Annotated in this window: 20 protein-coding genes and 1 riboswitch; of the genes, 19 read left to right on the top strand and 1 reads right to left on the bottom strand. The window is 74.0% G+C overall.

All coding sequences use genetic code 11. From position 1 onward, the window contains the following. Window positions 1-63 precede the first annotated feature (63 nt). From VFW79_RS08865 to VFW79_RS08810, 12 genes are all read left to right on the top strand, one after another. Window positions 64-2,271 (top strand): primosomal protein N', encoded by a 2,208-nt coding sequence (locus tag VFW79_RS08865; RefSeq protein ID WP_329676948.1) that lies wholly within the window; start codon window positions 64-66, stop codon window positions 2,269-2,271. A gap of 49 nt (window positions 2,272-2,320) precedes the next feature. Next, entirely contained in the window at window positions 2,321-2,935 is a 615-nt protein-coding gene (locus VFW79_RS08860) for an HAD family phosphatase (RefSeq protein WP_329676947.1), read from the top strand. A 10-nt stretch (window positions 2,936-2,945) separates the two neighbouring features. Next, the gene (gene fmt / locus VFW79_RS08855; RefSeq protein WP_329676946.1) at window positions 2,946-3,896 is read left to right on the top strand and encodes a methionyl-tRNA formyltransferase; all 951 of its coding nucleotides are present in this window, start codon (window positions 2,946-2,948) and stop codon (window positions 3,894-3,896) included. Continuing rightward, complete coding sequence (locus tag VFW79_RS08850) at window positions 3,893-5,455, top strand: RsmB/NOP family class I SAM-dependent RNA methyltransferase (RefSeq protein WP_329676945.1); 1,563 nt, start codon at window positions 3,893-3,895, stop codon at window positions 5,453-5,455. The genes fmt and VFW79_RS08850 overlap by 4 nt, the downstream gene beginning before the upstream one ends. A gap of 18 nt (window positions 5,456-5,473) precedes the next feature. Next, entirely contained in the window at window positions 5,474-6,154 is a 681-nt protein-coding gene (rpe, locus tag VFW79_RS08845; protein ID WP_329676944.1) for a ribulose-phosphate 3-epimerase, read from the top strand. Window positions 6,155-6,246: 92 nt separating this feature from the next. Further along, window positions 6,247-6,382, top strand: a riboswitch (FMN riboswitch). A gap of 174 nt (window positions 6,383-6,556) precedes the next feature. Then, the gene (gene ribD / locus VFW79_RS08840; protein WP_329676970.1) at window positions 6,557-7,654 is read left to right on the top strand and encodes a bifunctional diaminohydroxyphosphoribosylaminopyrimidine deaminase/5-amino-6-(5-phosphoribosylamino)uracil reductase RibD; all 1,098 of its coding nucleotides are present in this window, start codon (window positions 6,557-6,559) and stop codon (window positions 7,652-7,654) included. Next, complete coding sequence (locus VFW79_RS08835) at window positions 7,654-8,277, top strand: riboflavin synthase (protein WP_329676943.1); 624 nt, start codon at window positions 7,654-7,656, stop codon at window positions 8,275-8,277. The genes ribD and VFW79_RS08835 overlap by 1 nt, the downstream gene beginning before the upstream one ends. Continuing rightward, a complete protein-coding gene (gene ribB / locus VFW79_RS08830) occupies window positions 8,274-9,689 on the top strand; it encodes a 3,4-dihydroxy-2-butanone-4-phosphate synthase (RefSeq protein ID WP_329676942.1) in 1,416 nt (471 codons plus the stop codon). Before VFW79_RS08835 ends, ribB begins: the two co-directional genes overlap by 4 nt. Further along, window positions 9,686-10,165 carry a 6,7-dimethyl-8-ribityllumazine synthase gene (gene ribH / locus VFW79_RS08825; RefSeq protein ID WP_329676941.1) on the top strand — a complete coding sequence of 160 codons (480 nt, stop codon included), beginning with the start codon at window positions 9,686-9,688 and terminating at the stop codon, window positions 10,163-10,165. The genes ribB and ribH overlap by 4 nt, the downstream gene beginning before the upstream one ends. Beyond that, window positions 10,162-10,425, top strand: a complete 264-nt coding sequence (locus VFW79_RS08820; protein ID WP_329676940.1) for a phosphoribosyl-ATP diphosphatase — start codon at window positions 10,162-10,164, stop codon at window positions 10,423-10,425. Before ribH ends, VFW79_RS08820 begins: the two co-directional genes overlap by 4 nt. 71 nt (window positions 10,426-10,496) lie before the next feature. Next, the gene (hisG, locus tag VFW79_RS08815) at window positions 10,497-11,342 is read left to right on the top strand and encodes an ATP phosphoribosyltransferase (protein WP_329676939.1); all 846 of its coding nucleotides are present in this window, start codon (window positions 10,497-10,499) and stop codon (window positions 11,340-11,342) included. A 16-nt stretch (window positions 11,343-11,358) separates the two neighbouring features. After that, window positions 11,359-11,847, top strand: a complete 489-nt coding sequence (locus VFW79_RS08810; protein WP_329676938.1) for a PH domain-containing protein — start codon at window positions 11,359-11,361, stop codon at window positions 11,845-11,847. Between the two features lie 19 nt (window positions 11,848-11,866). On the opposite strand, the gene VFW79_RS08805 is transcribed toward VFW79_RS08810, so the two are convergent. After that, window positions 11,867-13,069 carry a DUF3866 family protein gene (locus VFW79_RS08805; protein ID WP_329676937.1) on the bottom strand — a complete coding sequence of 401 codons (1,203 nt, stop codon included), beginning with the start codon at window positions 13,067-13,069 and terminating at the stop codon, window positions 11,867-11,869. Window positions 13,070-13,102: 33 nt separating this feature from the next. Between VFW79_RS08805 and VFW79_RS08800 the strand changes: the two genes are divergently transcribed. From VFW79_RS08800 to VFW79_RS08770, 7 genes are all read left to right on the top strand, one after another. Next, window positions 13,103-14,122 (top strand): helix-turn-helix transcriptional regulator, encoded by a 1,020-nt coding sequence (locus tag VFW79_RS08800; RefSeq protein ID WP_329676936.1) that lies wholly within the window; start codon window positions 13,103-13,105, stop codon window positions 14,120-14,122. Then, window positions 14,115-15,095, top strand: coding sequence for a helix-turn-helix transcriptional regulator (locus tag VFW79_RS08795; protein ID WP_329676935.1), 981 nt, complete (start codon window positions 14,115-14,117; stop codon window positions 15,093-15,095). Before VFW79_RS08800 ends, VFW79_RS08795 begins: the two co-directional genes overlap by 8 nt. A 9-nt stretch (window positions 15,096-15,104) precedes the next feature. Further along, window positions 15,105-15,428, top strand: a complete 324-nt coding sequence (locus VFW79_RS08790) for a hypothetical protein (protein ID WP_329676934.1) — start codon at window positions 15,105-15,107, stop codon at window positions 15,426-15,428. A gap of 86 nt (window positions 15,429-15,514) precedes the next feature. Then, window positions 15,515-15,790, top strand: coding sequence for a Sec-independent protein translocase subunit TatA (tatA, locus tag VFW79_RS08785; protein ID WP_329676933.1), 276 nt, complete (start codon window positions 15,515-15,517; stop codon window positions 15,788-15,790). 45 nt (window positions 15,791-15,835) lie between these two features. Next, window positions 15,836-16,609: a twin-arginine translocase subunit TatC gene (gene tatC, locus VFW79_RS08780; protein WP_329676932.1), complete on the top strand. Its 774-nt coding sequence runs from the start codon at window positions 15,836-15,838 to the stop codon at window positions 16,607-16,609. Next, the gene (locus VFW79_RS08775; RefSeq protein WP_329676931.1) at window positions 16,606-17,520 is read left to right on the top strand and encodes a diacylglycerol/lipid kinase family protein; all 915 of its coding nucleotides are present in this window, start codon (window positions 16,606-16,608) and stop codon (window positions 17,518-17,520) included. Before tatC ends, VFW79_RS08775 begins: the two co-directional genes overlap by 4 nt. Before the next feature lie 37 nt (window positions 17,521-17,557). After that, window positions 17,558-18,801: DEAD/DEAH box helicase (locus tag VFW79_RS08770; protein WP_329676930.1), on the top strand; the 1,244-nt coding region annotated here is incomplete at its 3' end.

Here is an 18,801-nt window from a genome sequence, read left to right as displayed (position 1 = left end):
GGACGACCGCCACGCTGGGGACGACCGGCTCGCCAGGTCGCCGCCGGGTGATGAGATGGGCGCGTGGACGTGACGGGGGAGCCGGTGGCGCAGGGTGCGGACGCGTGGGGTGAGCAGCTGACCCTCGCGGGCCTGTCCGCAGCGGCACCCGGTGGTGCCCGCCGGTCCGCCGACCGTGCTGACGCGGTCCAGGCCGCCGACCGCCCGGTGGCACGGGTCTGCATCGACCTGCCGGTGCCGCACCTCGACCGGCCGTTCGAGTACCTGGTGCCGGAGACGATGTCGGACGGTGCCCAGCCAGGGACGCGGGTCCGGGTCCGGTTCGCCGGCCAGGACGTCGTGGGGTACGTCCTCGAACGTGTCGACCGTGCCGAGCACGAGGGCCGGCTCATCCCGCTGCGGCGCATCGTGTCGGCCGAGCCGGTCCTCACGCCCGCCGTGCGCGACCTGGCCCGAGCCGTGGCCGACCGGTACGCCGGGACCCTGGCCGACGTCCTGCGGCTCGCCATCCCGCCGCGCCATGCGCGCGTCGAGAACGAGCCACAGCCGGAGGCGGCCGCGCCGGGCCATGGACCGGGCACGCTGAGTGCCACCGCATGGCTGCCGTACCGCGGCGGCCCGGCGTTCCTCCAGCACCTCACGGCCGGTGGGGCGCCACGGGCGGTCCTGACCGCCCTGCCGGGGCCGGAGGGCGAACGGTGGCCGGACGCCGTCGCGCAGGCGGTGGCGGCGTGCGTCGTCGGAGGGCGCGGGGCGCTCGTCGTCGTTCCCGACGCGCGCGACGTGGCGCGCGTGTGTGCCGCACTCGACCTGGCCGGGGTGTCGGCGTGGACGCCGGGAACCTCCGGCGGGTACGTGCGCCTCACGGCGGACGACGGCCCGGCCCCCCGGTACCGGGCCTACCTCGCGGCGCTGCGGGGGCATGCGGACGTCGTCGTCGGGACGAGGGCGGCCTCGTTCGCACCGGTCGCCCGGCTCGGCCTCGTCGTGTGCTGGGACGACGGCGACGACCTGCACTCGGAGCCGCGCAGCCCGTACCCGCACGTCCGCGAGGTGCTCATGCTGCGGTCGGCGCACGAGCACGCGGCCTTCCTCGTCGCCGCGCACGGGCGGACCGTCGAGGCGCAGGCGCTGGTCGAGTCCGGCTGGGCCCGCGAGGTCGCCGCCGACCGGACGACGGTCCGCGCTCGCACCCCCCGGGTCCGCGCGCTCACGAGCCTCGAGCTGGCCCGCGAGGGCCCCGCAGCGGCGGCGCGGCTCCCGGGTGAGGCGTGGCGTGTCGTGCGCGACCAGCTCGCCAGCGGCCCCGTGCTCGTCCAGGTGCCGCGATCCGGGTACCTGCCGGTCGTCGCTTGCGGACGATGCCGCGCGATCGCGCGATGCGGCACCTGCCACGGCTCGCTCGCGCTCGAGTCGGCCGCCGGCGCTCCCCAGTGCGAGTGGTGCGGGCGCCTGGCAACTGACTGGCGCTGCGGGGAGTGCGGCTTCGCGTCGCTGCGGTCGGTACGCGTGGGGTCGAGCCGGACGGCCGAGGAGCTCGGCCGGGCGTTCCCGGGCGTCCCTGTGCGGTCGTCCGGAGCACGGGCCGAGGGCGGTGTCCTCGCCACCGTGCCCGACACCCCGGCGCTCGTCGTCGCGACCCCCGGCGCAGAACCCGTCTGCGCGTCGGGCTACGCGGCGGCCGTGCTGCTCGATGCCGGCGTCGCGTCCGCGTCCACCTCGTTCCGCGCGGGGGAGGAGGCCGTCCGCCGCTGGCTCGCGGCCGCAGCACTCGTGCGGGGCAACGACGCGGGCGGTCAGGTGCTGCTCGTCGGCGACGGCGCGCCCGGGCCGACCCAGGCGCTCGTGCGCTGGGACCCGGCCGGGTTCGCGGCGCGGGAGCTCGCCGAGCGTGCCGAGCTCGCGCTGCCTCCTGCGGTCCGGGTTGCTTCCCTGACCGGGACGCGAGAGGCCGTCCAGGCAGTCGTCGACCGCCTGGAGCTCCCGCCCGGTGCCGACGTCCTCGGGCCCGTGCCGCTGGCCACCGACGCAGGGGCGCAGTCCGCGGACGCGGCAGGAACCGGGCCGGCCCGAGGGACCGGCCGACGGCTCTCGGCTGCTCGAGCTCCCGCTCAGGCGTCGTTCGACCCGCAGGTGCGGGTCCTGGTCCGCGCACCTCTCGCTGCGAGCGCGGCGCTCACGCGGACGCTCGCTGCCTCCGTCGCCGTGCGCAGCGCCCGCCGCGAGGGTGGCAGCGTCAGGGTGCGTGTGGACCCCGAGGAGCTCGCGTGAACGGCGACCACGTCACGACCGAGCGGACCAAGGACAGGCTGATGACCCGATGACAGTGGATGCCGTGGTGTTCGACCTGGGCAACGTGCTCGTGCGGTGGGACCCGTACCTGCCGTTCGTCGGGCGCATGGACCGGGCCGAGGTCGAGGCCATGTTCGACGAGATCGACTTCCCGACGATCAACCACGGCCTCGACGCCGGACGGCCCTGGGCCGAAGCCCGTGCGGAGGTCTTCCGCCGCTACCCGCACCGGGTCGACGCCTTCGACTTCTACCGCGAGCACTTCGCGGACTCGATCCCCGGCCCGGTCGACGGTTCCGCGCGGCTCGTCCGAGACCTCGTCGGTGCCGGCATCAGGACGCTGGGACTCACGAACTGGTCGGCCGAGACGTTCCATCACGCCGAGCCCGCGGCGCCCGCCATCGGGCTCCTCGAGGACGTGCTGGTGTCGGGGGAGGTGGGCGTCGCGAAGCCGGACCGCCGGATCTTCCGGCTGCTCGCGAACCGCTTCCAGCTCGACCCCGGACGCACCGTGTTCACGGACGACTCTGCGCCGAACGTCGCCGCGGCGGCTGCCGAGGGCTACGTCGCCGTGCTGTTCACCGACGCCGATGACCTGCGCACCGACCTCGTCCGCCGAGGGCTGCCCATCCCCGCCGCCTAAGATCGACGCCATGCGACTGCTCTTCGCCGGAACCCCTGCCGTGGCGGTGGCGTCGCTCGACGCGCTCCTCGGTTCGCGCCACGAGGTCGTCGCGGTGCTGACGCGACCCGATGCCCGTGCCGGCCGCGGGCGCCAGCTGCACCCGAGCCCGGTCAAGGAGCGCGCCCTCGAGGCAGGTCTCGAGGTCCTCACACCTCTGACCCCGCGCGACGAGGCCTTCCGGGCACGGCTCGCGGAGCTCGACCTCGATGCTGCCCCTGTGGTCGCCTACGGCGCGCTCCTGCCGTCTTCGGTGCTGGACGTCCCCCGGCTCGGCTGGATCAACCTGCACTTCTCCGTGCTGCCGGCCTGGCGCGGCGCCGCGCCCGTGCAGCACGCGATCATCGCGGGCGACGAGGTCACCGGCGCGAGCACCTTCCGCATCGAGCAGGGGCTCGACACCGGCCCGGTGCTCGGCATGCTGACGGAGACCATCCGCCCTCGGGACACTGCGGGCGACCTGCTCGCGCGGCTGGCCGGCGCCGGCGCAGACCTCCTCGTGCGGACCCTCGACGCGCTCGAGGACGGCATCCTGCGTGCCGTGCCGCAGTCGTCCGACGGGATCAGCCACGCGCCGAGGCTCGAGGTCGACGACGCTCTCGTCGAGTGGCGTCGTCCCGCGCACATCGTCGACCGACTCGTCCGAGGCTGCACCCCCGAACCCGGCGCCTGGACGCGGCTGCCGGACGGTGAGCGGCTCGGTCTGGGGCCCGTGGTCCCCGATCCCGAGGTGACCGACCTCGCGCCCGGTGAGCTGCGCGTCGGCAAGCAGTCCGTCCACGTCGGGACCGGCTCGCACGCCGTGCGGCTGGGCGAGGTCACGCCGGCCGGCAAGCGGACGATGCCCGCAGGGGACTGGGCACGCGGTGCTCGCCTGGCTGAGGCCACGGTGCTCGGCGCGCACGGGGTCGGTGCCGCATGACCGGCGACCAGGGTCGACGTCGGGCGCCTGGCGTGGGCTCAGAGGGCTCCCGAGGTGACGCTCGGCGTGACCGCGGCGGCCGTGAGCGCGGTCCGGCTCGCGCCGCGGGCCAGCAGCAGCGAACGGCGGCCGCACCGTCCGCGCGCCGCAAGGGCGCCGACGTGCCACGCGGTGTCGCGTTCGACGTGCTGCGGGCCGTCGCAGCCTCCGACTCCTACGCGAACCTCGTGCTCCCCCCGATGCTGCGGGACCGGGGTCTGCAGGGTCGGGACGCGGGCTTCACGACCGAGCTCGCCTACGGGACGCTGCGCTTGCACGGCCGGTACGACGCGATCATCGAGCTGTGCGCGGCCCGCTCGGCCGACTCCATCGACGGGCCGGTGCTGGACCTGCTGCGCCTCGGCGTGCACCAGCTTCTCGGCATGCGGGTCCCGGCGCACGCGGCCGTCTCGGAGACGGTCGGGCTGACGCGTGAGCGTGTCGGCACCGGCGCGTCCCAGTTCGTCAACGCGGTCCTGCGGGCGGTCAGCAAGGTTCCCCTGGAGACGTGGCTCGAGCGGATCGGTGACACGGCGGACCCGGACGGCACCGACCCGCTGGCGCGGCTCGCCGTCACCCAGAGCCACCCGGCATGGATCGTTCGCGCGATGCGCGAGGCGCTGGTCGGTGCAGGCCGCACCGCCGACGAGCTCCCGGCGCTGCTCGAGGCCGACAACGCTCCGCCGCACGTCACGCTCGTCGCCCGGCCCGGCCTCGTCACCACCTCGGAGCTCGCGTCGACCCCGGCGGCGGCCGCGAGCCATCCTGGGCGCTGGGCCTCGACCGCACTCGTGCTCGACGGCGGCGACCCTGCAGCGCTCGACGCGGTGCGGGACGGGCGCGCGGGCGTCCAGGACGAGGGGAGCCAGCTCGTCACGCTCGCCCTCGCAGACGCACCCGTGGACGGGCCCGACGAGCGGTGGCTCGACCTGTGCGCGGGCCCCGGCGGCAAGGCGGCGCTCCTCGGGGCCCTGGCCGCCCAGCGCGGCGCACGGCTGGTCGCCAACGAGGTCCTGCCGCACCGGGCCCGACTCGTCGAGCACGCCCTGGCGGCACTGCCTGCCGATGCCGTCGAGGCCGTGCGGACCGGTGACGGCCGAACCCTCGGGGAGGAGGAGCCGGGAGCCTACGACCGGGTGCTCGTCGACGCCCCGTGCACGGGTCTCGGCGCGCTGCGTCGTCGCCCGGAGTCGCGGTGGCGCCGTACCCCGGCGGACCTCGCGGTGCTCGGCGACCTGCAGCGGGCGCTGCTCACGTCGGGCCTCCAAGCCGTCCGGCCCGGTGGCGTCGTCGCCTACGTCACGTGCTCCCCGCACCTCGCGGAGACCCAGCTCGTGGTCAAGGACGTGCTCCGCGCGGCTGCTCGGCGGGGCGACGCGATCGAGGTCGTCGACGCACGCGAGACCCTGCGCTCCCTGGCGCCCGGGCTCGAGCTGGCGGACAGGCCCGACGTGCAGCTCTGGCCGCACGTCCACGGGACCGACGCGATGCACCTGACGCTCCTGCGCCGGAAGGCGTAGCGCGGATACGCTGGCGCGGTGCCCGCTCTGATCAGCCCCAGCATCCTGTCGGCAGACTTCGCCAACCTCGAGCGCGACCTGGCCGTCATCGCCGGTGCGGACTACGCGCACGTCGACGTCATGGACAACCATTTCGTGCCCAACCTGACCCTCGGGCTGCCCGTCGTACGCCGGCTCGTCGAGGTGTCGCCCGTCCCGATCGACGTGCACCTCATGATCGACGACGCCGACCGGTGGGCGCCCGCGTTCGCGGAGGCCGGGGCTGCGTCCGTGACGTTCCATGCCGAGGCGACGCAGGCGCCGGTCCGGCTCGCCCGTGAGCTGCGCAGGCTGGGCGTGCGCGCGGGCGTCGCGGTGCGGCCGGCAAGCCCCGTCGAGCCGCTCCTCGACCTGGTCGACGAGTTCGACATGATCCTCGTGATGACCGTCGAGCCTGGGTTCGGCGGCCAGTCGTTCATCGAGGGGACGCTCGCGAAGATCCGTCGTGCGCGCGCAGCGATCACCGCTGCCGGGGCCGCGACCTGGATCCAGGTCGACGGGGGGGTGTCCCGGGACACGATCGGGCGCATCGCCCAGGCCGGCGCCAACGTGTTCGTCGCCGGTTCCGCTGTCTACGGCGCACCCGACGTCGCCGCCGAGATCATCGCGCTGCGCACGCTCGCCGAGGCTGCGAGCGCCTCGGCCGTCCAGGTCCGGTAGGGCCGGCGCCCCCGCGGGCACGGGGGCACGCGGGCACGGGGGGAATGCTGGTTGTGGCAAGATCGTTGGGCAGTACGCATACAGCACTACGCACACGTGCTCCGGGGTCGGTGCAATTCCGAGCCGGCGGTGACAGTCCGCGACCCGTGCGTCCCCGTGAGGGGACAAGCGGTTGACCTGGTGAAACTCCGGGACCGACGGTGAAAGTCCGGATGGGAGGAGACGTGGCGGCGCGCTCGGCCGGACAGGTCGTGCTCGCCGTCGGCGTGGGTGACCCTCGGGTCACCTCCGACCGCACCCCGGGGCCCCAAGGCACGGGAGGTAGCGGTGAGCGACGAGCTCCTGACTGACGCAACGCCGGTGGCGTCGCTGCGTGCTGCCTCCCTCACCGAGCTCGAGGCCATGCGACGAGCGGTCGACCTCGCGCGACGCGGCCCCGCTCACGGCCCGAACCCGCGGGTGGGCTGTGTCATCCTCGCGGGCGACACACCCGGCGCGCCTGCCGAGCAGGGCGCGCCCGGCGGGCGTGGCGAGACCCAGCGGGCCGTCCTCGGCGAGGGCTGGCACCGCGGCGCAGGGACCTCGCACGCGGAGGTCGCCGCCCTGGCCGACGCGCGGGGACGTGGGGCCGACGTGCGCGGCGCGACCGCCGTCGTGACCCTCGAGCCGTGCGACCACACCGGCCGGACCGGCCCCTGCAGCATCGCGCTCCTGGAGGCCGGCATCGGGCGCGTCGTGATCTCGGTCCCGGACCCCAACGTCGCCGCGACCGGCGGTGCCGACCGGCTGCGCAGCGCTGGCGTCGACGTCGTCGAGGGGCTCCTCGAGGAGCAGGGGATCGAGGTCCTCGGCGCATGGTTCCCGGCCCTCGAGCGCGGTCGACCGTTCGTCACGCTCAAGCTCGCCTCGTCGCTCGACGGACGGGTCGCCGCGGCCGACGGCACGAGCCGGTGGATCACGTCGGACGTGGCCCGGGCGCACGCGCACCGCCTGCGCGCCGAGGTCGATGCGATCGCGGTCGGCACAGGCACGGTGCTCGCCGACGACCCGTCGCTGACCGCTCGGACAGCGAGCGGGGAGCTGACCGAGCACCAGCCGTTGCGCGTCGTCGTGGGCCTGCGGGACGTGCCGTCGGGCGCCCGCCTCCATGGTCCGGGCGGCGAGCTGGTCCACGTCCGGACCCACGACCCCGCCGAGGTCCTCGCCGTGCTCGCAGCCCGCGAGGTCCGCCACCTGCTGGTCGAGGGCGGTCCGCGGCTCGCTGCGGCATTCCTCCGCGCGGGCCTCGTCGACGAGGTGCATGCGTACGTCGCGCCCGTCCTGCTCGGCTCGGGGCTGACTGCCGTCGCCGACCTGGGGATCACCACGATCGCCGACGCGGTCCGCCTCGTGCCGCGCGAGGTCGTGCACCTCGGACCTGACATCCTGCTCGTCGCCACGCCGACCACGAACGTGCCGCGCACCGGCCTGCCGGGTACGGCCGAGACCAAGGAGAAGTGATGTTCACCGGGATCGTCGAGGAGATCGGCACGGTCGAGGAGCTCGAGCGCGGGCCCGGCATACCCGGCGACATGCCCGACGCCCGGTTGACCGTCCGCGGTCCGCTGGTCGCGTCGGACGCACGGCTCGGCGACTCGATCGCTGTCAGCGGTGTGTGCCTGACGGTCACCGACCTGCCGGGCGACGGCACGTTCACGGTCGATGTCATGCCCGAGTCGCTGCGGCGCACGGCGCTGGGCGACCTGTCGGTCGGCAGCCCGGTCAACCTCGAGCGTGCAGTCCGCGCTGACGGTCGGCTCGGGGGCCACATCGTCCAGGGCCACGTCGACGGCGTGGGCACGATCGTGCGCCGGACACCCGGGTCGCGCTGGGACGACGTCGAGATCGACCTCGCACCCGAGCTTGCCCGGTACGTCGCCGAGAAGGGCTCGGTCACCGTCTCGGGCGTCTCGCTCACCGTCACGCAGGTGCGCGACGACGGGTTCGGCGTCTCCCTGATCCCGACGACGCTCGAGGCCACCACGCTCGGCGGGCTGGCACCCGGTGCCCACGTCAACATCGAGGTCGACGTCCTCGCCAAATACGTCGAACGGCTGCTCGCGACAGGTGGGGTGACACGATGACGCTCGACACCGACCGGTTCGTCGATGCGACGTTCGGGACCATCGAGGAGGCCCTGGACGCGCTGCGCGCAGGACGTCCCGTCATCGTCGCCGACTCGCCCGACCGGGAGAACGAGGTCGACGTGATCCTCGCGGCCGAGCTGGCGACCCCGGAGTGGGTGGCCTGGACGATCCGGCACTCGTCGGGCTACCTGTGCGCCCCCATGCCCGCTTCGAGGGCCGACGCGCTCGGGCTGCCGCTCATGGTGCCGCAGAGCCAGGACCCCCGCCGGACCGCGTACACGGTCTCGGTCGACGCGGCCCGGGGCGTCACCACGGGCATCTCGGCGAGCGACCGCTCGCACACGCTCCTGACTCTCGCCGACCCGTCGTCCGGGCCGGAGAGCCTCATCCGACCGGGTCACGTCCTACCGCTGCGCGCCGTGCCTGGCGGGGTGCTGCACCGCGCCGGACACACCGAGGCGGCGGTCGACCTGTGCCGGCTCGCCGGGCTCGCCCCTGTCGGGGCGATCGCCGAGCTGGTGAACGACGACGGCACGATGGTGCGGCTCGAGGCCGCCGCACGCATCGCGGTGGACAACGGGCTCGTCCTGGTCACGATCGCCGACCTCATCGCGTGGCGGACATTGCACGGCGACGTCGTCGAGGCCAAGGACGCCGCCGCCGACGAGCTCGGCACCCAGCCGCGCGTGCACGAGACCCACACGGCCTACCTCCCGACCAAGCACGGGGACTTCCGGATCCACGGGTACCGCGACCTGCGGACCGGCGCGGAGCACGTGGCCCTCGTCGCCACTCGTGGTCTGGCGGACCAGCCGGTGGTACGCGTGCACTCCGAGTGCCTCACGGGCGACGCGTTCGGCTCGGCGCGCTGCGACTGCGGCCCGCAGCTCGACGCGGCGCTCGCGATGGCCGCCGAGCAGGGCGGCGCGGTCGTCTACCTGCGCGGCCACGAGGGTCGCGGCATCGGGCTGCTCGCCAAGGTGGCGGCCTACGCGCTGCAGGACCAGGGGCGGGACACGGTCGAGGCGAACCTCGACCTGGGGTGGGAGGCCGACCGGCGCGAGTACGGCGCAGCCGCCGCGATCCTCGCCGGGCTGGGCGCGCACCGGATCACGCTCCTGACCAACAACCCCGCCAAGGTCACGGGCCTGCGCGCCCACGGCATCGACGTCGCCGAGATCCGCGGGCTCGAGGTGGGCCGGACCCCCCACAACGCCGCCTACCTGCACACCAAGGCGGTCTCGATGGGCCACGTGCTGCACCTCGAGCCCGGGATCCACCAGGGCGCCCCGATCCACCTCGACCCCGTCCAGGCGGCGCCCGCCGCCCCGGACATCGACACCGCCGACCACATCCTCGACGGCCAGATCACGGCCGTCGACCCCACGAACCAGGAGACCACCGCATGAGCGGCGCAGGCGCACCCACCTTGACGGTCGACGGGACGGGGCTGCGGGTGACCGTCGTCGCCGCGAGCTGGCACACCGTCGTCATGGACGGTCTCCTGGCCGGAGCCAGCCGCGCCCTCGCCGAGGCGCATGTCGACGACGTCACGATCGTCCGCGTGCCGGGCACGTTCGAGCTGCCGGTCGCCGCCAAGCATGCCGCCGACCACGGCGCGGATGCCGTCGTGGCGCTCGGCGTGGTCATTCGCGGCGGGACCCCGCACTTCGAGTATGTCTGCGAGGCTGCGACGCTCGGGCTCACGCAGGTCGCCGTGCAGAGCGGCATCCCGGTGGGTTTCGGGTTGCTGACCTGCGACGACGAGCCCCAGGCCCTCGACCGAGCGGGGCTGCCCGACTCCCACGAGGACAAGGGCGCGGAGGCGGCCCAGGCGGCCGTCGCGACGGTCGTGGCTCTCCGGGCGTCTAGGCTCGGGGCGTGAAGACGTTCGACTCGCTGTTCGCGGAGCTCGCCGAGAAGGCCATCACCCGTCCCGTCGGCTCCGGCACGGTCGCCGAGCTGGACGCCGGCGTCCATGCGATCGGCAAGAAGATCGTCGAGGAGGCCGCCGAGGTCTGGATGGCCGCCGAGTACGAGGGTGGCGTCCGCACGGCCGAGGAGATCTCGCAGCTGCTCTACCACCTGCAGGTGCTCATGGTCGCGAGCGGACTGAGCCTCGAGGACGTCTACACCCATCTCTGAGCGGCCCTGGGCCCTCGGGCATCACAGCCGCAGCTTCGACCCCACCGCTTCGACCCACCCGTGAGGATCACGTGCTGAGGATCGCTGTCCCCAACAAGGGCTCCCTGTCCGAGCCTGCCGCCGACATGCTGCGCGAGGCGGGCTACCGCCAGCGCCGGGACTCGCGCGAGCTGGTCCTGCCCGACCCCGACAACGACGTGGAGTTCTTCTTCCTGCGCCCGCGCGACATCGCGGTGTACGTCGGTGCGGGCACGGTCGACGTCGGCATCACGGGCCGCGACCTGCTGCTCGACTCCGCGTCGGCCGCGACGGAGCACCTCGAGCTGGGGTTCGCGCGGTCGACCTTCCGGTTCGCCGCACCCGCCGGCTCGATGACCGACGTCTCTCAGGTCGAGGGGCGCCGGGTCGCGACGTCGTACCCCGTGCTCGTGCAGGCCTACCTCGGCGAGCGGGGCGTGCGCGCCTCCGAGGTCGTGCGGCTCGACGGTGCGGTCGAGACGGCGATCCGGCTGGGTGTCGCCGACGTCATCGCCGACGTCGTCGAGACGGGCACGACGCTGCGCGCCGCGGGCCTGGAGATCTTCGGTGAGCCGTTGCTGCGCTCCGAGGCGGTCCTCGTGCGCCGCACCGGCGCGGAGCCGGCCGGTCTCGACGTGCTGACCCGACGGATCCAGGGCGTCCTGACGGCCCGCGAGTACGTGCTCATGGACTACGACGTGCCGCTCGCGCTCGTCGAGCAGGCGGTCGCGATCACTCCCGGCCTCGAGTCGCCGACGGTGTCGCCGCTCCACAACCGCGACTGGGCGGCCGTGCGGGCGATGGTCCGACGGGTCGACACGAACCGCGTCATGGACTCGCTGTACGACGTCGGGGCGCGCGCGATCCTGGTGACGTCCATCCACGCCTGCCGACTCTGACCTGAGGGTTCGACGCGTGGGTGAGGAGTCCGGCACCGGCAGGACGGCGGACGGTGCGCGCGCGGAGCTGCATGCGCCGTTCCGGCCGCACGCTGCGCGCCTGGTGACGCTCGGTCTCGCGGTGCTCGTCCTGCTGCTGACGGCCGTCCTCGTGGCAGCCGTGCCGAGCATCGCCGCCGAGTACGGACCCGGTGACCAGGCCGGCATCGCGCTGCTCGGGCTGGCCATCACCTGGTTCTGCTGGCGCCAGGCGTCCGTCTCGGCGCGCCCCGACGAGTCCGGGCTCACCGTCCGCAACCTCGTGGTGTCGCGCCGGGTCGCGTGGGCGGAGATCGTCTCGGTGCGGTTCGGCGGCGGCCGACCGTGGGTCCAGCTCGACCTCGCCGACGGGGACACGCTCGCCGTGATGGGGATCCAGCGCGCCGACGGTGCCCGCGCCGATGCCGAGGCGCGCCGACTGGCGACGCTCGTCGAGCTGCACTCCCGGACCGCTCGCGACGACTGAGACGGCCCCGGGGGAGTCGTCAGGGCGCGGCGAGTCGTTGGGCGTGCACGCCGGCCACGGCGGCCGCGAGGAAGGCCGCGGGGTCGGTCTCGAGGCCGCGCCCCATCGTCGACAGCCTCACCGGTGCGCCGGCGAGCGCTCCGAGGAGGTCCGCACCCGCGTCGACCTCGACCAGGTGGTGCCGTCCGTGCGGCGTGACGAGCGTCAGCGCCTGCGCACGGATGCGTCGGCCCAGCGCCTCCAGCGACCCGTCGACCACGGTCGGGGCGCCGTCCGGATCCGGCGGGCCGGCGGCCGGACCCGCCGCGAAGACCGGCACGACGACGTCCGCGGGAGAGAGCGCGACCCGTCCGTACGCGGTCAGCGAGTGGTGCGAGACCCCGAGATGACGCGCGCGCGAGTCCGTCCCCGACACCCTCAGCGACGCCACCGGGCGACCACCCAGGACCGACGTCGCGTTGACCGCCTCACCGGCGGCGACCCCCGAGAACCCCCACCGTGTCCCGGTGCCGAGGTTGCCCGGCCCCTGCGCGACGACGACGAGGTCCGCGCCCACGACGAGCCGCGCAGCGAGCAGCCCGGTGTGCACGGTCACCGCCTCGAGGTCACCGCCGAACGACTGACCGGTCGTGATGCACGCATCGATCCAGCCGGCATCGGCGAGCCCGGAGACCGTCCGGGAGAACCCCGCAGGCAGCGCGCCGCCGTCGGTCATCACGTAGGCGACCCGTGGCGCGGGCCGGCCGTGCAGCGCGGCACTGAAGCGGGCGCCCGCGATGATCGCCGGCAGGGCCGAGTGGAGATCCGCCACGACGACCGGCAGCCCCGCGAGGTCGTCGGCGTCCCGGAGCACCTCGTGGTGCTCGGACTCCTGGTCGTCGACGCCGAGCACCATCGCCTGCAGCGGGGTGTAGCGCGCCTTGACGAGGTGGCCGGGGGACGGCGGGGGATCGGCCGGGAGAGGGTCGGTCGGGGCCACGACGAGGGCGTACCCGCCCGTGCCCAGCCCCCGGGCGAGGGCCGTGACGTTGAGCAGGACCCGCGTCCCGACGTCGGGCACACCCACGAGCGACGGGTACGCCAGCGCCCGCACGAGGGCACCCGACGCGAGCCCAGCGGCACCGTCGATGTCGAGTGCCGTCTCGAGCTCCACGACCAGCTCCACCGCCCCGCGCCACCGTGGACCGTGCGACACCACGACACCTGCACGCCACGTGATCACGCGCTCACGCTACCGGCCACTACCGTTGACCCGATGCCCGACCAGATCCATCCCGCAGAACGGCTGCTCAACCTCGTCATCGCGCTCGTCAACACGTCGGCGCGCATGACGAAGGAGCAGATCCGTCGCAGCGTCGCCGGTTACGCCGACGCTGCCTCCGACGACGCCTTCGAGCGGATGTTTGAGCGCGACAAGGACACGCTTCGTGAGCTCGGCATCCCGATCCTCACCGTCACGGGATCGGGCCACGGCGACGACATCGGCTACCGGATCGACCAGGAGGCGTACGCGCTCCCGCCCATCGACCTCACGGCGGCCGAGCTGGGTGTCCTGTCGCTCGCGGCTCAGTTCTGGCAGGACTCGTCGGCTCGGGTCGACACGTCGCGGGCCATCACCAAGCTGCGCGCCGTCGGGGCAGCACCCGAGGCGACCGACCTGGTCGCCGGTCTCGCTCCGCGCGTGAGCGCCGGTGGGGACGCGTTCGCCCCGCTGCTCGACGCGGTGCAGGCCCGGCAGGCGGTGACCTTCCGGTACCGCGCGGCGAGCAGCGGCGAGGTCCTCACGCGCGTCGTCGAACCCTGGAAGCTGCTCGCGCGGCGCGGTGGGTGGTTCGTCGTCGGGCGCGACCGTGACCGGGAGGCGCCGCGGTCGTTCCGGCTGAGCCGCATCGAGGGCCGGGTCCGCACCGTCGGACCGCCCGACGCGTTCGGCGAGCCCGATGCCGCGGCGCTGGCGGACGTCCTGGCGTCGTGGAGCGCAGGGGAGTCCCGCGTCGCCACGCTCGCCGTGCGCCCCGAGCGGGCCGAGGCCCTGCGGGCCCGTGCGGTGGACGCGACCGACGAGCTCGACGTCACCGACCCGTGGCTCGCCCGGGTGGTCGCCGACCGTGACCTCGTGCACGTGCCGTTCACGTCGGCGTGGGAGCTCGCCGAGGAGGCCGTCGGCTACGGCGACGCCGTCGTCGTGCTGGCGCCCCCCGCCGTCCGTGAGACGGTGCTCCGGCTGCTGCGCGTCGCCACGACCCTGGACGAGCAGGGGGAGTCCCATGGCTGAGCGGGCGAGCGACCGGCTGCTGCGCATGCTGGGGATGATCACCTACCTCGACCGGCACGCCGGCGTCCCGGTCGAGCAGATCGCCGAGCACTTCGCGGTGACCCCCGGCCAGGTGCTGAGCGACGTGGACACCCTGTGGATGACGGGGACCCCCGGCTACTTCCCGCACGACCTCATCGACTTCGACGCCGCGTCGTACGAGCAGGGCGTCGTTCGGCTGACGGAGTCGCGCGGCATGACCCGACCGCTCCGGCTGGGCACCCGAGAGGCCGTGGTGCTCGTGGCGGCCCTGCGCGCGATGGCTGCCGCGCTCGGTCCGAGCCTCGACCCGGAGCGTGCCCGTGTTCTCGGCTCGGCGCTCGAGAAGCTCACAGCTGCGACCGGTGAGGCTGCGGCCGCCGTCGACGTCCGGCTCGCTGTGGACGGCTCACCGGCGGTCGTGGCGGCGATCGGGACCGCGCTGCAGACCGGTCGTCGGCTGCGGCTCCGGTACGTCAACGCTGCGGACGTCACGAGCGAGCGCGACGTCGACCCGATCCGGCTCATCACCGACGACGAGCGGTCGTACCTGCTCGGCTGGTGCTACCGCGCGGGCGCCGAGCGGCTGTTCCGGCTCGACCGCGTGCTCGGCGCCGAGGTGCTCGACGACCCGATCGACGCCGGCCACGCGGCGGGCGCCCGCTCCGTCGAGTTCCACCCGGACCCCGCGGGCGGCCTCGTCACGCTGCACCTGACGAGCCGGGGCCGCTGGGTTGCCGAGAGCGTCCCCGTGGAGGACGTGCGGAACCTGGCTGACGGCACCTTCGAGGTCGACCTCCGGGTCGTCGACCAGGCCTGGCTCCGCCACCTCGTGCTCCAGGCGGCCGGGGCGATCCTCGAGGTGCGGCCCGCCTCCGTGGCGCGCGACGTCGCCTCGGTCGCTCGCTCGGCGCTCGCCGCCTACGGCCTGCTCGCCGAGCCCGACCGCGGCTAGGCTGCGCTGATGCTGTGGTTCGCGGTGTGGACCGTCCTCGTGGTGGGGACGGTCGTCGGTGCGTTCTTCCTCGGCCGCGACCTGTGGCGCAAGGCGTCCGCGCTGCTGAGCGAGCTGGGCCGAGCGGCGGACGCGCTCGGCCGGCTCGGCGACGCGGCGGCGCAGTCCGGGGGAGCCGACGACGTCCCGCGGATCCGCGCCCAGCTGTTCGACGACCGCGACGCGTTGCGGGCGCGGGTCGACGAGCTGCAGCGAGCGCGCCGCGACCGGGCTCTGCGCCGTTCCGAGCGTCACGTCGCGACGTTCGCGCGATGGCGGGCCTACAGTCGGTGACCGCCTGACCTCGGCGCGTTCGGGACCGCCCGCTGGACCCGGTTAGTATCTTCGCAGCACCGATCGAGTCCGATGGAGAGTCCGTCATGAATGCGCTGAAGCCGTGGCATGTCCTCGTCCTGCTCGTCGTCGTCCTGCTGCTGTTCGGGGCGAAGAGGCTTCCGGACCTCGCCAAGAGCGTCGGTGAGTCGCTGAAGATCTTCAAGAGCGAGCTCAAGGACCTGACCGAGGACGACAAGCCGGCGACCCCGGTGACACCTCCCGTCGCCACGCCTCCCGCTGCGACCCCCGACACGGCGCCGCCGGCCACGTTGCCGCCGCCGTACGAGGGCTTCGACGGCGGCACCCCGCCGCGCACCTGACCCGCGGTGCCACCTGAGAGCCGTCGAGGCGATCTCGACGGTCGGATGCCGTTGCGGGAGCACCTGCGCGAGCTGCGCAAGCGGCTCTTCCTCGCCGCGTGCGGCCTGGCCGTCGGTGCGGTGCTCGGGTGGATCCTGTACGACCCGGTGTTCACCGCGCTCCAGCGGCCGCTCCTCGACACGGCAGCCCATCGCGGCGGCTTCGTCTCGGTGAACTTCTCGGGCCTCGCGACAGCCTTCGACATGAAGATCAAGGTGTCGCTGTTCCTCGGGATGATCGTCACGAGCCCGTGGTGGCTCTACCAGCTGTGGGCGTTCATCACCCCGGGCCTGACGCGGCGCGAGCGGACCTACGCGATCGGCTTCCTCGGCGCTGCGGTCCCGCTCTTCCTCGCGGGCTCCTGGCTCGCCTGGTGGACGCTTCCGACCGCTGTCCGGGTCCTCACGGACTTCACGCCCAAGGGCGCTGCCAACCTCATCGACGCCCAGGTGTACCTCAGCTTCGTGATGCGGTTCGTCATCGCGTTCGGGCTCGCGTTCGTGCTGCCCGTCGTGATGGTCGCGGTGAACTTCGCCGGCCTCGTCCGAGCCCACTCGTGGGCCAAGGGATGGCGCTGGGCGGTCCTGCTCTCGTTCGTGTTCGCGGCGGTGATGACCCCGACCCCGGACGCGATCACGATGGTCGTCATGGCACTGCCCATCGTCGTCCTGTACTTCGCTGCGCTCGGGATCTGCCTCGTCCACGACGGGCGGATCGACAAGAAGCGGGTCGCCGACGGGCTGCCGAGGCTCGACGGCACACGCGCGGACGGCGGATGACGACCCTGGGGGTCGTCGTCAACCCGACCGCGGACCGCGGTCACGGCCGACGCGCGGGAGTGCACGCGATCGAGGCGCTCAGACGCCGCGGCCATCGGGTCGAGGACCTCTCCGCGACGGACCTCGAGATGGCGACGGCACGGGCCCGCCACGCCGCGGTCGACGGCCTGGACGCCCTCGTGGTCGTCGGTGGCGACGGCATGGTCCACCTCGGCGCGAACGTCGTGGCGGACACCGGCCTGCCGCTCGGGATCATCGCGGCAGGGACCGGCAACGACCTGCCGCGCGCCCTGGGACTCCCTCTCGGCGACGTCGACGCCGCGGTGACCGCGATCGAGCACGGCCTGGCACACGGGCCGCGCGCGATCGACGCCGTGAGCGTTCGCCCTCCGCTCCACTCGGCCCACGAGTGGTACCTCGGGGTGCTCTCGTGCGGGATCGACGCGGCCATCAACGCCCGCGCGAACGCCCTGACCTGGCCGCGCGGTGGAGCCCGCTACGTGCGGGCGCTCGCGACCGAGCTCGGCCGGTTCCGTCCCTACGGCTACCGGCTGACCCTCGACGACGTCGTGTGGGAGTCCGCCGGGACCCTCGTGGCCGTCGCGAACACCCCGTGGTTCGGCGGCGGCATGAAGATCGCCCCGGACGCCCTCATGGACGACGGCCTGCTCGACGTCGTGGTGGCGGGACCGTTCACGAAGCGTGGCGTCGTCCAGATCTTCCCGAGCATCTACTCGGGACGCCACGTCCACCACCCGGCCGTCCAGGTGTTCCGGTCCCGGACGGCCCTGATCGAGCCGATCGCAGCGCTCGGGGGCACGCCTCCGGATGCGTTCGCCGACGGGGAGCGGCTCGGCCCGGTCCCGCTGCTCGCGCAGGTGCACCCCGGCGCCGTCCACGTGCTCGCCTGAGGGCCGTGCGTCCGTCAGGTCACCTAGGGTGAAGGACGTGGCACCGACGACGAGCAGGCAAGCACCGGACCCCGCGCAGGGGTCTCCTGCGGAGCGGTACGCCAGCTCCCGGCGACGCGAGTCGGCCGCACGCACCGAGCTGGCGATCTTCCGGGCGGGACTGGAGTTCGAGCTCGACGACTTCCAGGTCGAGGCGTGCGAGGCGGTCGAACGCGGCAGCGGCGTCCTGGTCGCGGCGCCCACCGGCGCCGGCAAGACCGTCGTCGGTGAGTTTGCCGTTCATCTCGCGCTCGCGACGGGCCGCAAGGCGTTCTACACGACGCCGATCAAGGCGCTGTCGAACCAGAAGTACGGCGACCTCGTCCGTCGCCACGGTGCGCCGAACGTCGGGCTGCTCACGGGCGACACCACCGTCAACGGCGAGGCGCCGGTCGTCGTCATGACGACCGAGGTCCTGCGCAACATGCTCTACGCGGGTTCGCCGACGCTCGACGGCCTGGGTTTCGTCGTCATGGACGAGGTGCACTACCTCGCCGACCGCTACCGCGGCCCGGTCTGGGAAGAGGTCATCCTTCACCTCGCCGACGACGTCCAGCTCGTGTCGCTGTCCGCGACGGTGTCCAACGCCGAGGAGTTCGGGGACTGGCTGACGATGGTCCGTGGCGACACCGCGGTCGTCGTGAGCGAGCACCGCCCCGTGCCCCTCAGCCAGCACGTGCTCGTCCGCGGAGAGCTCCACGACCTGTATGCCGGCCCGGTCGACCCGACCGACCCGGGCGTGCACCCGCCGATCAACCCCGAGGTCGCGCACCTGCTGCACCGGGTCGAGCGCGAGGAGGGCCCCCTGCACCGTGGCCGACGCGGGGCGGGTGACCGCGGCGCGCGTGGGCACGGCCGCGGACCGGGTCCCGGCATCGGCCGCCCGACCCCGCGGTTCGCCGTCGTCGACCTGCTCGAGGACGCCGAGCTGCTGCCCGCGATCTTCTTCATCTTCTCGCGCATCGGCTGCGAGGCGGCCGTCTCGCAGTGTCTCGCCGCAGGGGTGCGCCTCACGACGCCGGCGCAGGAGGCGGAGATCCGGCACACCGTCGAGGAGCGGTGCGCGACGATCCCGCACGAGGACCTCGACGTCCTCGGGTACTGGGCCTTCGTGGAGGCGCTCTCACGCGGCGTCGCGGCCCACCACGCCGGGATGCTCCCGCTGTTCAAGGAGACCGTCGAGGACCTGTTCGCGAGGGGCCTGGTGCGAGCCGTCTTCGCGACCGAGACGCGCGCGCGCGG

The organism is Cellulomonas sp., assembly GCF_036279715.1.
Classification (GTDB): Bacteria; Actinomycetota; Actinomycetes; order Actinomycetales; family Cellulomonadaceae; genus Cellulomonas_A.
Note: the sequence above shows the minus strand (reverse complement) of the source record. Positions and strands in the feature narration are given on the sequence as shown.

Excerpts from the sequence above, each read along its gene's own strand:
- VFW79_RS08860 (WP_329676947.1), top strand. The coding sequence starts at position 2,321 with ATGACAGTGGATGCCGTGGTGTTCGACCTGGGCAACGTGCTCGTGCGG.
- fmt (WP_329676946.1), top strand. The coding sequence starts at position 2,946 with ATGCGACTGCTCTTCGCCGGAACCCCTGCCGTGGCGGTGGCGTCGCTC.
- VFW79_RS08850 (WP_329676945.1), top strand. The coding sequence starts at position 3,893 with ATGACCGGCGACCAGGGTCGACGTCGGGCGCCTGGCGTGGGCTCAGAG.
- ribD (WP_329676970.1), top strand. The coding sequence starts at position 6,557 with ATGCGACGAGCGGTCGACCTCGCGCGACGCGGCCCCGCTCACGGCCCG.
- VFW79_RS08835 (WP_329676943.1), top strand. The coding sequence starts at position 7,654 with ATGTTCACCGGGATCGTCGAGGAGATCGGCACGGTCGAGGAGCTCGAG.
- ribB (WP_329676942.1), top strand. The coding sequence starts at position 8,274 with ATGACGCTCGACACCGACCGGTTCGTCGATGCGACGTTCGGGACCATC.
- ribH (WP_329676941.1), top strand. The coding sequence starts at position 9,686 with ATGAGCGGCGCAGGCGCACCCACCTTGACGGTCGACGGGACGGGGCTG.
- VFW79_RS08800 (WP_329676936.1), top strand. The coding sequence starts at position 13,103 with ATGCCCGACCAGATCCATCCCGCAGAACGGCTGCTCAACCTCGTCATC.
- VFW79_RS08795 (WP_329676935.1), top strand. The coding sequence starts at position 14,115 with ATGGCTGAGCGGGCGAGCGACCGGCTGCTGCGCATGCTGGGGATGATC.
- VFW79_RS08790 (WP_329676934.1), top strand. The coding sequence starts at position 15,105 with ATGCTGTGGTTCGCGGTGTGGACCGTCCTCGTGGTGGGGACGGTCGTC.
- tatA (WP_329676933.1), top strand. The coding sequence starts at position 15,515 with ATGAATGCGCTGAAGCCGTGGCATGTCCTCGTCCTGCTCGTCGTCGTC.
- tatC (WP_329676932.1), top strand. The coding sequence starts at position 15,836 with ATGCCGTTGCGGGAGCACCTGCGCGAGCTGCGCAAGCGGCTCTTCCTC.
- VFW79_RS08775 (WP_329676931.1), top strand. The coding sequence starts at position 16,606 with ATGACGACCCTGGGGGTCGTCGTCAACCCGACCGCGGACCGCGGTCAC.